The 14760-nt window shown below is 48.6% G+C and carries 10 protein-coding genes; 7 read left to right on the top strand and 3 right to left on the bottom strand.

The features are described from left to right. Positions 1–163: 163 nt before the first annotated feature. From ACMYUL_RS01915 to ACMYUL_RS01925, 3 genes are all read right to left on the bottom strand, one after another. On the bottom strand, positions 164–904 hold the full coding sequence (locus ACMYUL_RS01915) for a hypothetical protein (RefSeq protein ID WP_415771785.1): 741 nt from the start codon (positions 902–904) through the stop codon (positions 164–166). A gap of 19 nt (positions 905–923) precedes the next feature. Continuing rightward, positions 924–3236 (bottom strand): peptidoglycan-binding protein LysM, encoded by a 2313-nt coding sequence (locus tag ACMYUL_RS01920; RefSeq protein ID WP_415771787.1) that lies wholly within the window; start codon positions 3234–3236, stop codon positions 924–926. A 69-nt stretch (positions 3237–3305) separates the two neighbouring features. Beyond that, positions 3306–5948 (bottom strand): type VI secretion system Vgr family protein, encoded by a 2643-nt coding sequence (locus tag ACMYUL_RS01925; protein ID WP_415771789.1) that lies wholly within the window; start codon positions 5946–5948, stop codon positions 3306–3308. 197 nt (positions 5949–6145) lie between these two features. Here ACMYUL_RS01925 and rfbB point away from each other — a divergent pair, with 197 nt between their 5' ends. From rfbB to ACMYUL_RS01960, 7 genes are all read left to right on the top strand, one after another. Continuing rightward, the gene (gene rfbB, locus ACMYUL_RS01930) at positions 6146–7213 is read left to right on the top strand and encodes a dTDP-glucose 4,6-dehydratase (protein ID WP_415771791.1); all 1068 of its coding nucleotides are present in this window, start codon (positions 6146–6148) and stop codon (positions 7211–7213) included. Between the two features lie 69 nt (positions 7214–7282). Continuing rightward, entirely contained in the window at positions 7283–8158 is an 876-nt protein-coding gene (gene rfbA, locus ACMYUL_RS01935; protein WP_003761467.1) for a glucose-1-phosphate thymidylyltransferase RfbA, read from the top strand. A gap of 173 nt (positions 8159–8331) precedes the next feature. After that, positions 8332–8871, top strand: coding sequence for a dTDP-4-dehydrorhamnose 3,5-epimerase (rfbC, locus tag ACMYUL_RS01940; protein ID WP_049231254.1), 540 nt, complete (start codon positions 8332–8334; stop codon positions 8869–8871). 105 nt (positions 8872–8976) lie between these two features. Next, on the top strand, positions 8977–9855 hold the full coding sequence (locus ACMYUL_RS01945; protein ID WP_070513958.1) for a metal ABC transporter permease: 879 nt from the start codon (positions 8977–8979) through the stop codon (positions 9853–9855). A gap of 279 nt (positions 9856–10134) precedes the next feature. Beyond that, the gene (locus ACMYUL_RS01950) at positions 10135–11352 is read left to right on the top strand and encodes an aspartate kinase (RefSeq protein ID WP_415771794.1); all 1218 of its coding nucleotides are present in this window, start codon (positions 10135–10137) and stop codon (positions 11350–11352) included. 279 nt (positions 11353–11631) lie between these two features. Further along, positions 11632–12282, top strand: coding sequence for a hypothetical protein (locus tag ACMYUL_RS01955; protein WP_342031940.1), 651 nt, complete (start codon positions 11632–11634; stop codon positions 12280–12282). 188 nt (positions 12283–12470) lie between these two features. Beyond that, positions 12471–14696: an NADP-dependent isocitrate dehydrogenase gene (locus ACMYUL_RS01960; RefSeq protein WP_415771796.1), complete on the top strand. Its 2226-nt coding sequence runs from the start codon at positions 12471–12473 to the stop codon at positions 14694–14696. The last annotated feature ends 64 nt before the right edge of the window (positions 14697–14760 follow it).

A 14760-nucleotide genomic window follows, 5' to 3' on the forward strand; every position in this document is an offset into this window, starting at 1 on the left:
TGGTTCAAATCATATGGGAGACAATTCCAACGTTGGTATTCAAAGGTCGTCTGAAAACTTTCAGACGACCTTGATAGATGTTGAGCTTCAACTCAATCTACGATTGCTAGCCCTGCAAACAAAAGGGAAAGGATAAGTTGAGTTTCAGACAATCTGATGATATTTAATCAATAACATCATTATTATATTTTAAACGGCATGTTTGTTTTTCTTTATCTCCATCAAACCAAAAACGAAAATAATAGGGAGAATAATCTGGAGCATTACCTAATTCATATTCTGGATTAGGGCTTTCAAAAAGGTAATTTGGAATATTTTTAAATACCTCAATATGGGCAGAAGAACCATCTAATAATCTAATTTCAAACAATTTATTATCAGAAGAAACGTAAACTGCACCAACTTTTTTCATTGAGATAGGATTCTTACTTTTACTACTTAATGAAAATGCATCTAATACTAGATATTCTGATTTCAAATCTTGAATATTCATATTTTTTGACTTAATGAGCTGCTGAATTTCTTTGTATGTATCTTTCCAATACTCCAGTTCGTGTATATATCGATCAGATATACTTCTGAATTGAATAGATGTCCTATCTGTAGGATACGTAACATCTTTAACTCTTTTACCTTTTTCATCTTTACATTCAATCCATTCTGCATCCGTAGCATTTAGTAAGTCTAAAATACGATCCTGAGCGAAATCTGAAAGAATATTTTCACTTTTTGTTACTTTATTAATTGGAATTAATAGCTTAGCATCAGGCTTCTGTTGTCTATTTTCTAAAACTGTATCAGTACGTTTCTCCTGCGCCCGGTTCTTTTGCCCATCATGTTCGGACTGAGTGCAAGCAATACAAAATAAAAAACAACAAGATAATGTGATTTGTTTAATTCTCATAATATATCTCTTAGAAATGTCAGCTACCCGTTACAGACCAATGAGGATTATCAGCGCGAGTTCTTGGTTTGATATCCCAATGAAAAACTTTGTAGGTTTTACCTACTTCGATCATGTCTCTTTTTGATTTAATTACTACTGGTTGACCTGAAGCATTTTTAACCGTTTTACCGATTCCAAACCAAGGAGACAGGGTCATATCTATTGCCAGTCCTTTATTATGATTGGAACTAAAGGGTTCAGCGACCGTGTCACCTATGCCGTAAGCTGCTTTCATTTTTTGTGCATTGGCACGGGCCAGTCGAATATTGCCACCACATGTCCAATCAATATTAACATCTTCAGCATTGGCTGCCTGTTTATAATCCTTAAAACGAGGAATCCTCATTGGGTTGGATTCGCCCGAAACAATTCGAGCAGTATAATACATAAGATAAGACCGCTGTGGCGGACGTATGACCGAATTGATCCTGACTGAAATTCCAGCCTCTTTCAATGCCGCCAAGAATAACTTAACGTTAGATTTAAAGGGCTCCCTTAAATCTTCAAATCTCGCATTATCTGGGAATTTTTTAACCCATTCTACCCCACTTGGTAATTGACCTTCTCTTTGCTTTTTATCAGCTTCAGATTTTTTCTCATTCCCTACCACAGTTAACGGTTTCCCGTTCTTCTCAGTATGAGTATTCATCTGCTTGATCGGTTCAGATTGTCTGGGCTTTTCTGGCTGCTTGGATGCCTGTTTGTCTGTCTGTTTGGATGGCTGCTTATGCGGTTTGTTTTGTGCAGTATTATTTTTTGGCTTCAATACTTGTTCTACAACACTCGAAGCAGCCTGTGTTACCATTTCTGCCACAGCTGTTATTGAATTTGTTCCTAAAGCACCCTGTGCATTTTGTATTGCTTTCTGATTAACAGTAATCTGCCTAATAGAGACAGATTGCAAACATCGTAAGTGTAAAAGTGGTTTACCTTTATTTCCAAACCCATATACGAAACCGACTAAGGCCTTTACTTTTAAACGGCCTTCATGATCAGTTTTTTTGCTTTTTTCTCTTTGCCTATAAAATATACTGAATTCTGTATTGGAAACAGCTTTCCCTTTGGTATCTACAACTGTAATTGTAAACGTGTGTACAGGAAGCGAAACCTTCACTACTGTATCACGTAGACTTTCTGTAACCGTAAATGACTTGATCGGCTGGAGGTTGCCTTCACCTGCCATACAAATCTGAATAGTTTGTCCTATTTCCGCAATAATATTTTCTTTAATTCCTTGTGTATTTGTAATGTGTTGTTTGGGCTTCCCTTTGTACACCAAAGTGAATTTCACATTACTTATTGGTTTTTTGGTATCTCCTTCTAAAAGGCTGAGATGGAAGTTGACATCTTTAGACGCATTATTTTCCGCATCTGAAGAAGGCTGTTGTGGCTGTTGTTCCATTTCATCTTGTTTTTTAGGCTCAGGAGTGCCTTTTGCTGCCAATGGTGCAGAAACTTTCATATCTGAAGCTATGATCTTATATGGCTGTACCTGATCCGCTTTTTGAGAAATTGTCTCACTTTTGCGGCCATCAATTTCTAAAATAATTTCAGCGTCAGGATGTCTGACTATAACGGGCAGCTCCCCATCTTTATCAGTTTTATGGGTAACTTCAAATTTACTATTTAAATGCTTTCCATTATAGGAAGAAAAAATTTTAACCGTCTTATCTTTTAGAACGAGACCATCAGCATCTTGCAGTTTTACTCGGATTTTACGTTTACAACAGGTTTCCAGGTCGTAACCAGCAAATAAATCGAGATATTCGCTGATATGTGTTTTGTTACCATCAAACTCGCTGTGTCGTTTTCCTGTTTTTTTATTAATTTTGTAATTTCCAGGCATATCTAAAAAAGATGCTAAACCACCAGAACCAACTAGATGGCAGCCGGCAATACAGCCTGATTCGGTAATTTCTATCCCCTTAACAATTTTTCCATAATACTCATTAAACCCCCATACTCGTAATCTTTTACACCATAAATCGATAGTTAAATTGATTGCTGCTATTTGAATTTCACGAGATGACCTAAATGCTTCTTCTGATACTGCCCCATTTTTTCCTGTCCAGCTCCCCTCTTCTGTATTATAACCTATATCAATTAGAGCCTCTCTTCCATACTGGAACAAACCAATATATCCTCGTTTATTAATTTTATGAAGAGCTTCTCTGTTTACTAAATCATCCTTATTTAAATCAGCAGGACTTTCACGCCTAGCTAATGCATAGATAAAACCTTTTCTATTAGAAGGATAAGATATGTCATATACAGCCTTATTTTTTCTCATAATTAATTTCCTAAATAAGCATTCTTAATAATAAATTTAATATTTCCTAAAATAGTATTTTTAAGTATATTAATTTCCGAATTGGTTGTAATCTTCCAATAAATTATCCTCGACGACTTCTTCCGTCTCAGATATTTCTTCGCAATCATGATCTTCTTCATCATCACAGGCACAACAGTGATCTTCATGTTCTGTCTCATTATCTGGGATTAGAGCCCATTTTTGCTCTTTGGTCAGCTTACCTATCACAGAAATTTCGATTTCATCTTTCGAATCCCCATAAAATCTTGATGTTCTACCTTTTTCATCAAGCACTTCAATCCGCTCGGAATTTTGACTTCTATTAATGACTTGATAACTAATGCCTGCAGTTAAAAAATCTGGCGTAAATATGCTACTAAAATCAAAACGTCTACTAAACAAACCAGTCTGAGGAAGCAATGGCATTCGTGTATTTATACCATTCGGCCCCGTCACCTCCAGCGGCGCCTTCACCCTAACCAGCTTCGGACTCCCGATCTCCACCTCCCCGTTCGCCAGTTTGATATACGCCCCTTTGCAGGTAATCAGGATCTCTTCCTTCGCCGCAATGGTGATTTTCCCTGCGCTGCTGGTTAACGTTGCATCCTTCAGCGCATTCAGCTGCAATTCGTCATTCTGTGCTTGCACTTCCACTTTTCCCTGATTGGCCTGCACCTTGATGCCGCTGCTTTGCGCAAACAGGTTGAGGCTTTCTGCCGCATGGGCGGTCAGGCTTTGACCGGCGGTGATGTCGGTATGGTTACCGCTGACGAGGTGGATGTTTTCATTGGCGGTGTGCAGTTGGCTTTGTTGGGTTACGGTAGCAATACCGGCAGGGGCGGTTTGGATCAAGCCGGCTTCTTTGAGGTCTTTAAGGGCGTCTTTCAGACGACCCCTTTGGGTTTCTTCATCGGTGTGGTGGTTGTTGGCGGTTTGGGCGGCTTTGTTCAGGCTTTTGGCGAGGGAGAGTGCCTGTTCGAGTTGGGCGATGGCATCGTCCATATCCAGCACTTTGCCGTTGGCGTCTTGGTTTTGTGCGCTGACGAGTATGCCTTTACCCGCCCGTACCGCACCCCAGCCGTCGGTTCTGAGTTCGAAGCCTTCGCCGTTCTCTCCGCGTTTTGTCCTACCGCTGTCGACGATGTGGCCAAGGTTGAGTTGGGATTTTTGGTAGTCGGTGGCGAGTTTGATGTGTTCCTGACCTTTTTGGTCTTCCATCCTCAGTTTGTTATTCGCCCAGGTACGGATGACGTTCCTTGTGTTCCAATCGGCAGGGATATGATCGGGATGGGCGCTGTCGTGCATGACGCCGGAGATATACGGACGGTCGGGGTTGCCTTGGACGAAGGACAGCATGACTTCGGTGCCTTCGTGCAGGGGGAAGTGGATGCCGTATTCGGGACCGGCATAGGGTTTGGCCAGTCGGACGGGACGGCTTTCTCCGCCGGGACTCCATTCGTCCAAATCAAACGGCAGTTTGACGCGGTAGCGTCCCATGTCGTCGATGTAGGCGTAGGTGCAGTTTTCTGCTGCGGTCACCCGTGCGGGCAGTGTGCCGGCGATATGGGGGCGCGGGGTGGTGCGTTCGGGACGGAAGGCGAGTTGGGCGGGAACGGCAGTAAAGGTGTGGCTGTAGGCGGTATCGCGACTGCCGCTGTGTTCCATGCTGAGTACCAGCCAGCCGTCGGGTGCTTCGGGGAAGGCGGTATCGGTTTGGAACACTTTCATCGGTGCCATGGAGACGACGTTGCCGCTGCCGTTGGCGACGGTTTGGCGGCAGAGGACGGCTTCGTTCAACAGGGTCGTCTGAACTTTGGCTTCATCGGGGGTTTTGGGATGAAGGCCCCAGTTTTGCTGTTTGCCCAATAAGACGGTATTGTCGGCAGACTCTTCGGATTGTTTGTTGTCGGTTTCGGCAAAGAGGTCGGTATCGGCAGTGCGGTAGTTGTAGTCGGCACTGCGTATGCCTTCGACGATGGGATTGTGACGGATGCTTAAGTTGAAGAGTGCTTCGGTACCGACGCTTTCCAGTCCGGCATGGGGACGGTAGGAAACGGGTAGGCTTTGGTCGCGGAAGTAGTGTTCGGGACTGTCGCCGAAGACGACGATATCGCCGTGTTGTTCATGCTGTTCGAAGGCATACCAAATGCCTTCTTCCTCACACAGACGGTTGATAAAGGCAAAGTCGCTTTCGAGATACTGGGTCACATACTCGCGGACGCTGTAGCTGCGGCTTTTTTGGAAACGGTAGTCGACACCGGAGAAGCCGTGGTGCTTGAAGACGGCGGCAACGATGTCGGGGACGGTTTGGTTTTGAAACAGTCGGGAAGATTGGAAATGTTTTAAAGCCGCGAAACGCGGCTCTAAAACAAAGCGGTAAACGGTTTCATCCTTGGAGACCGACAGTTTCTCGCATGAAGTCACAATGCCCTGCCATTGTTTCGCCGGAGACTCGTCCGAACCGGCTGCGAAGGCGGCGGCGACTTCGGACAATACGGCCTCCTGCGGACGGATTTCAAATGCTGCGCGCTGGTTGAGGTAGGAAGACAGCGGCAGTGAGGAATCGGTGGAGGTGGCGGTGATTTCGACGCGGTAGGCGGTATTGGCGGCTTCGGAGGCGGTGAAGGATTTAACGGAGAGGGACGGGGAGAATCGGGCGAAGGTGAGATGATAGGATTGGCGGGCAGTCATGATAACACTAGGATGAATTTATGATGAACGCCTGGAATATACCATAACCATAATGACGAATATATTTATTAAGATGAATGGCATAAATTTCACCTAAACGGCAAGAAAAATACTATGTCGTTAAATTCCCTCCATGTATACACGTATACGCGTATACAGTTATAATTCAAGGCTGTACTGTATCTTAGACCCATCCCATGAAAAAAATCCTCGTTACCGGCGGTGCGGGCTTTATCGGCTCGGCAGTTGTCCGCCACATCATCCAAAATACCCAAGATTCCGTCATCAATCTCGACAAGTTAACTTACGCAGGCAATCTCGAGTCGCTGACTGATGTAGCCGACAGTCCTCGTTACGCTTTTGAGCAAGTGGACATCTGCGATCATGCCGAACTTGACCGCGTGTTTGCACAACACCAACCTGATGCCGTCATGCACTTGGCGGCGGAAAGTCATGTCGACCGCTCTATCGATTCTGCCGGCGAATTCATCCAAACCAACATCGTCGGCACGTTCAACCTGCTGGAAGCTGCGCGCGCCTATTGGCAACAGATGTCGTCTGAAAAACGCGAAGCTTTCCGTTTTCACCATATTTCCACCGACGAAGTCTATGGTGATTTGCACGGCACGGACGATTTGTTTACCGAAACCACGCCCTACGCCCCGTCCAGCCCCTATTCCGCTTCCAAGGCGTCCAGCGATCATCTCGTGCGTGCATGGCTGCGCACTTACAGCCTGCCGACCATCGTAACCAACTGTTCGAACAACTACGGTCCGTATCACTTCCCTGAAAAACTCATTCCATTGATGATTCTGAACGCACTCGACGGCAAACCATTGCCCGTGTACGGCGACGGGATGCAAATCCGCGATTGGTTGTTTGTCGAAGACCACGCCCGCGCGCTGTATCAGGTTGTTACCGAAGGCGTCGTCGGCGAAACCTACAATATCGGCGGGCACAATGAAAAAGCCAATATCGAGGTGGTCAAAACCATCTGCGCCCTATTGGAAGAACTCGTTCCTGAAAAACCTGCCGGCGTGGCGCGCTACGAAGACTTGATTACCTTCGTGCAAGACCGCCCCGGCCATGACGTTCGCTACGCCATCGATGCCGCCAAAATCGGCAGGGAACTGGGCTGGAAACCGCAGGAAACGTTCGAATCCGGCATCCGCAAAACAGTGCAATGGTATTTGAACAATAAAACTTGGTGGCAAAATGTATTGAACGGCAGCTACCGTTTGGAACGCTTAGGAACAGAAAAATAAGTTTTCAGACGACCTTCTAAGTCAGGGAGGTCGTCTGAAAATCAAAATACATCACTTCAGGAGAAACTTATGAAAGGCATCATCCTTGCCGGCGGCAGCGGCACACGCCTCTACCCCATCACGCGCGGCGTATCCAAACAGCTTCTGCCCGTGTACGACAAACCCATGATCTACTACCCCCTGTCCGTATTGATGCTGGCAGGAATACGCGAAATCTTGGTTATTACCACCCCCGAAGACAACCCGTCTTTCAGACGACTGCTCGGTGACGGCAGCGATTTCGGCATCTCCATCAGCTACGCCGAGCAGCCCAGCCCCGACGGCTTGGCGCAAGCATTCATCATCGGCGAAGAATTTATCGGCAACGACAACGTCTGCTTGGTCTTGGGCGACAATATTTTCTACGGTCAGTCGTTTACCCAAACTCTGAAACAGGCTGCTTCTAAAAAACACGGTGCCACCGTGTTCGGCTACCAAGTCAAAGACCCCGAACGTTTCGGCGTCGTTGAATTTGACGAAAACTTCAACGCCTTATCCATCGAAGAAAAACCGAAACAGCCCAAATCCGACTGGGCGGTAACAGGCTTATATTTCTACGACAACCGCGTCGTCGAGTTTGCGAAACAAGTCAAACCGTCCGCACGCGGCGAACTCGAAATCAGCACGCTCAACCAAATGTATCTTGACGACGGCTCATTGTCCGTCCAGCTTTTGGGACGCGGCTTTGCATGGTTGGACACCGGTACGCACGAAAGCCTGCACGAAGCCGCTTCATTCGTCCAAACCGTGCAAAACATCCAAGACTTGCAAGTCGCCTGTCTCGAAGAAATCGCCTGGCGCAACGGCTGGCTTTCAGACGAGCGTCTGGAAGAACTCGCCCGCCCGATGGCAAAAAACCAATACGGTCAATATCTGTTACGCCTGCTGGCAGGCATAAACCGGTAAGGTCAAACAGATTGTATAGTGGATTAAATTTAAATCAGGACAAGGCGACGAAGCCGCAGACAGTACAGATAGTACGGCAAGGCGAGGTAACGCCGTACTGGTTTAAAGTTAATCCACTATATTCATCGAATCACGCGTAGTTTTTCTTAATTCGTTCAAGTGGAATTGAAAATATGAAAATCATTGATACCACCATTCCCGAAGTCAAACTTTTAGAACCGCAAGTCTTCGGCGACGCGCGCGGCTTCTTTATGGAAACCTTCCGCGACGAATGGTTTAAGGCCAACGTCTGCGACCGCACCTTCGTACAGGAAAACCATTCCAAATCAGGCAAAGGCGTATTGCGCGGCCTGCATTACCAAACCGAAAACACGCAAGGCAAACTCGTCCGCGTTGTTGTCGGCGAAGTGTTTGACGTTGCCGTCGATATGCGCAAAGGTTCGCCGACTTTCGGCAAATGGGCGGGCGAAATCCTGTCGGCGGAAAACAAACGCCAACTGTGGGTGCCAGAAGGTTTTGCACACGGCTTTTACGTTTTGAGCGATGAAGCCGAATTCGTTTACAAATGCACGGACTATTACAACCCGAAAGCCGAACATTCGCTGATTTGGAACGACCCGACCGTCGGCATCGAATGGCCGCTGCAAAGCGAACCCAACCTGTCGCCCAAAGACTTGGCAGGTAAAATCTTGGCAGAAGCCGCAACCTTTTAAGGTCGTCTGAAAACGATTGCAGGCGGTTATCTTATTTGCCCTTATGCAGCAGAATCAGGATAATGCGCCTGCATCGATTATTCTCAAACCCAAACGGCAAACACCATGAATTTTTACGATTTACTGATTTTTCCGTTCGCAGAGTTCGATTTCATGCGTTATGCGCTGGCATCGATATTCTGTCTGGCACTCAGTGCCGCACCTGTCGGCGTCTTCCTCGTGATGCGCCGCATGAGCCTGGTTGGAGACGCATTAAGTCATGCCGTTTTGCCCGGAGCCGCGATAGGTTATATTTTCGCCGGTTTGAGCCTGCCGGCAATGAGTATCGGCGGCTTTGTTGCCGGCATGCTGATGGCTCTTTTGGCAGGATTGGTCAGCCGTTTTACCTCCTTGAAAGAAGACGCCAACTTTGCCGCATTTTATTTGAGCAGTCTGGCAATCGGCGTCATCTTGGTCAGCAAACAAAAAGACGGCAACGTAGATTTGCTGCATTTGCTGTTCGGTTCCGTCTTGGCAGTGGACATCCCCGCCTTGCAACTGATTGCCATCGCCGCCAGCGTAACGATTGCCGTCTTGGCAATCATCTACCGCCCCTTAGTCTTGGAGAGCATCGATCCCCTGTTTCTAAAAGCCGTTGGCGGGAAAGGCGGCTTTTGGCATGTCGCGTTTCTCGTGTTGGTAGTCATGAATCTGGTTGCCGGCTTTCAGGCACTCGGCACGCTGATGTCGGTCGGTTTGATGATGCTGCCCGCCATTACCGCGCGCTTGTGGGCGAAAAATATGGGCATGTTGATTTTATTGTCAGTCTTGCTGGCACTCTTCTGCGGCTTTGCGGGCTTACTGTTTTCATATCACGTCGAAATACCGTCCGGCCCTGCCATTATTTTGTGTTGCGGCGTCTTATACACCCTGTCCGTCATCTTTGGCAGTGAAGGCGGCATATTGACCAAATGGATACGCGGCAAAAAACACCGCACCGCTTGACGGCAAACCATACTCCCAAAACCAATCAAACCGTCAATTCATTGCTCCTGATTCGGTTTCATTACCCAACTGAAACAAAAGGTCGTCTGAAAACCATCCTCTTGGTTTTCAGACGACCTTTTGTCATGAATGACACTCCACCGCCCTTATTCTCCGATTCCGGTAGAAAATTCGATTATTCCCGTCCCAGCCTTGAATTTCATGTAAAAAATAGTAATAATAAGCCCTTTTCCAGCAAACCATGCTGCCCGACCAACTCCCCTCAAGAAAGCACGAAACATGGCGTTAATCGTACATAAATACGGCGGCACATCAGTAGGCTCGCCCGAACGCATTAAAAACGTAGCCAAACGTGTCGCCAAAGCCCGCGCCGAAGGACACGACATCGTTGTCGTCGTATCCGCCATGAGCGGCGAAACCAACCGCTTGGTTGCGCTGGCGCACGAAATGCAGGAGCATCCCGATCCGCGCGAGCTGGACGTAGTTTTAGCTACCGGCGAACAAGTGACCATCGGCCTTTTGGCAATGGCATTGAAAGACATCGGCGTGGATGCCAAAAGCTACACCGGCTGGCAGGTCGCCCTCAAAACCGATACCGCCCACACCAAAGCCCGCATCGAAAGCATCGATGACGAAAAAATGCGCGCCGACCTCGCCGATGGCAAAGTCGTCATCGTCGCCGGTTTCCAAGGCATCAGCAGCGAAGGCGATATTTCCACCCTCGGACGCGGAGGTTCCGACACCTCCGCCGTTGCACTCGCCGCAGCCCTCAAAGCGGACGAATGCCAAATCTATACCGACGTAGACGGCGTTTACACCACCGACCCCCGCGTCGTACCCGAAGCGCGCCGCATGGATACGGTTACATTTGAAGAAATGATCGAACTGGCAAGCCTCGGCTCGAAAGTCTTACAAATCCGTTCAGTAGAATTCGCCGGAAAATACAAAGTGCGCCTGCGCGTACTGAGCAGCCTGCAAGACGGCGGCAACGGCACCTTAATTACCTTTGAAGAGGACGACAACATGGAAAGAGCTGCCGTAACCGGTATCGCATTCGATAAAAACCAAGCCCGCATCAACGTGCGCGGCGTACCCGACAAACCCGGCGTCGCCTATCAGATTTTAGGCGCGGTTGCCGATGCCAACATCGAAGTCGACATGATCATCCAAAATGTCGGCAGCGAAGGCACCACTGATTTCTCCTTCACCGTACCGCGCGGCGATTACAGACAAACCATCGAAATCCTGACCAAGCTGCAAGACAGCATCGGCGCAGCCGCCATTGACGGCGACGACACCGTGTGCAAAGTCTCCGCAGTCGGCTTAGGCATGCGTTCGCACGTCGGCATTGCCGCCAAAATCTTCCGCACCCTCGCCGAAGAAGGCATCAACATCCAAATGATTTCCACCTCAGAAATCAAAGTTTCCGTCTTGATTGACGAGAAATACATGGAACTCGCCACCCGCGTCCTGCATAAAGCGTTTAATTTGGGTTAATTGGGTTTTAGCGGCAGCCGACAATTGGGGGAAATACCTCTGCTTAAATTGTCTGTCACTGCTTCCTCCTAACAATCAGCCCACAACAAAATCTAAGGTCGTCTGAAAACCTGTACACAGATTTCAGACGACCTTATTTTGATATTCAACATATCCCGAAACAATAACCCTGCCATTCCATACAAATAGTTTTAAGCATATCAATCGAGTCCGTGCTAGAATCAAGCGTCTATCATTTCGATAGCATCGATTATCTGCCTATTTCTTCAAAGGACTCTTATGAACACCTTAACAAAATTCGGCTTGGCATTATTCACCGCTGCGGCATTGGCAGCCTGTGGCGACTCCGGCAAATCGGCTGACAGCAAACCCACTACCGTACAAACAGCCGAGGGCGAAGTTACCCTCTCCGGTAAATACGCTGAAATCATCAATAAATTCCCCGTTCCCGATCCTAAATTGGCAGAGCCGATCACCATTTCCGACAAAAAATCCCCAACCGGTTTGGAAGACCTGAAGAAATTCATGGAATATATCTCAGGAGCGGAAGCACAAAAAATCGCGAAAATGTCTTCCAAGCTGCAACAAACTGCATTAAAAGGTGATGAAGCAGCCGCGCTTGCAGCTGTCAAAGAGTTGACACCCGCTCTTGATAAATACCTTCAAGATGCCGAGAAACTCAATATTCAAGATGCTGAAGTTAAAGCCGTTCTTGACCGTATGCTGCAAACAAGCAAAACAGCCAACGAAATGATCATCCTGTCCAGCGAAAATGCTTCTGCACTAAAGATTGACATGAAAGACAAAGAGGCTGTCCAATTCATGAAGGCATACCAAGACAAAACCCACAATATGGAAACGGTTTTACGCCAAGCCAATCAGGAAGTACAAAAAGCTGCTCAAGCCTTGGGTAAAAAATATGCTCAATAATCTGAGTTAAATTCCACCAGAGGTCGTCTGAAAACGCTACCTAAGCCGTTTCAGACGACCTTTTTGCAAGCTGCTTGATAACATATTAAAACCATATCCCAAGCCTGCCGAAATATGCCATAATAGCCACGCAGCGCGCTTTTGTGCCGCATTCGAAAAGAAAAACCTAACCTACAAGAGAATATCCCATGACTAGCAAAGCCACCATTATCTACACCCATACCGACGAAGCTCCCGCGCTGGCGACCCAATCCCTGCTGCCGATTGTGCAGGCATTTACCCGCCATGCCGGTATCGAAGTCAAAACCAGCGATATTTCCCTGTCCGGCCGCATTTTGGCGGCGTTTCCCGAGCATTTGACCGAAGCGCAGCGCGTACCCGACGCGCTTGCCGAATTGGGCGAACTGGTGAAACAGCCAGACGCCAACGTAATCAAACTGCCGAACATCAGCGCGTCCGTACCGCAACTGACCGCCGCGATTAAAGAATTGCAGGCAAAAGGCTTTGCCGTCCCCGATTATCCTGCCGACCCGCAGACCGATGAAGAAAAAGCCGTGCGCGAACGTTACGACCGCATCAAAGGCAGCGCGGTCAATCCCGTTTTGCGCGAAGGCAACTCCGACCGCCGCGCGCCTAAGGCAGTGAAAAACTTTGCGAAAAAAAATCCGCACAGCATGGGCGCATGGACGAAAGACTCCAAAACCCACGTTGCCACCATGCAAAGCGGCGACTTTTTCCATAACGAACAATCCGTTACCGTACCCGATGCGACTTCCGTATCCATCGTGTTCACCGATAAACAAGGCAACAAGAAAGAGCTGCGCGAGCCCGTCGCCCTGAAAGCCGGCGAAATCATCGACGCAACCGTGATGAGCAAAAAAGCCCTGCTTGCCTTCCTTGCCGAACAAGTAAAAGATGCGAAAGCAAAAGGCGTTTTGTTCTCGCTGCACATGAAAGCCACCATGATGAAAGTGTCCGATCCCATTATCTTCGGACACGCCGTCAAAGTATTCTTTGCGCCTGTCTTTGAAAAATTCGGCGACAAACTGGCTGCCGCCGGCGTCAACGTCAACAACGGCTTCGGCAACCTGCTTGCCAACCTCGACAAACTGGATGCGGACACCCGCGCTGCCGTCGAAGCCGAAATCGCCGCCGTTTACGCCGCCAACCCCGATTTGGCGATGGTCGATTCCGACAAAGGCATCACCAACCTGCACGTTCCCAGCGATGTCATCGTCGATGCTTCCATGCCCGCGATGATCCGCAATTCCGGCCGTATGTGGGACAAAGACGGCAAAGCGCAAGACACCAAAGCCGTGATTCCCGACAGCAGCTACGCCGGCGTTTACCAAGCGACCATCGACTTCTGCCGCGAATACGGCGCGTTCGATCCGACAATCATGGGTACCGTGCCCAACGTCGGTCTGATGGCGCAGGCGGCCGAAGAATACGGTTCGCACAATAAAACCTTCGAAATCGAAGCCGACGGTCAAGTTCAAGTCATTGATGCGGCGGGTAAAGTCCTGATACAGCACGACGTTGAAGCAGGCGACATCTGGCGTATGTGCCAAACCAAAGACGCGCCCGTCAAAGACTGGGTACAACTCGCCGTCAACCGCGCCCGCCTGAGCAACACGCCCGCCGTGTTCTGGCTCGACGAAAACCGTCCGCACGATAAAAGCCTGCTCGCCAAAGTCAAAGCCTACCTTGCCGAACTGGATACCAACGGCCTCGACATCCGCGTCCTCGCCCCCGAAGAAGCCGCCAAGTTCAGCTTGGGTCGTCTGAAAAACGGCGAAGACACCATTTCCGTAACCGGCAACGTCTTGCGCGATTATCTGACCGACCTGTTCCCGATTTTGGAACTCGGCACCAGCGCGAAAATGTTGTCCATCGTTCCGTTGATGAACGGCGGCGGTATGTTTGAAACTGGCGCGGGCGGCTCCGCACCGAAACACGTCCAACAGTTCCTCGAAGAAAACCACTTGCGCTGGGACTCGCTGGGCGAATTCCTCGCGCTCGCCGTATCGTTTGAACATCTGGCGCAAAAAACCGGCAACACCAAAGCCCAAGTCCTCGCCGACACGCTGGATGCCGCCACCGAAAAACTGCTGTTGAACGACAAATCGCCCAAACGCAAAGCAGGCGAACTCGACAACCGCGGCAGCCATTTCTACCTCACGCTCTACTGGGCGCAAGAACTGGCAGCGCAGGATAAAGACGCAGAACTGAAAGCGGCATTTGCGCCGTTGGCAGAAACCCTGACCGCCGATGAAGCGAAAATCGTTGCCGAGCTTTCCGCCGCACAAGGCAAAGCAGCCGACATCGGTGGCTACTACGCCCCAGACGCAGCCAAAGCCGCCCAAGCCATGCGCCCGAGCGCAACGTTCAATCAGGCATTGGCAAAGCTGTAAAAGCATTAAGATAAAGCTGTAAACATGAAAGGTCGTCTGAAAACCTGTATTCAAAGGTTTTCAG

The organism is Neisseria sp. CP9, from assembly GCF_047758525.1.
GTDB lineage: Bacteria > Pseudomonadota > Gammaproteobacteria > Burkholderiales > Neisseriaceae > Neisseria.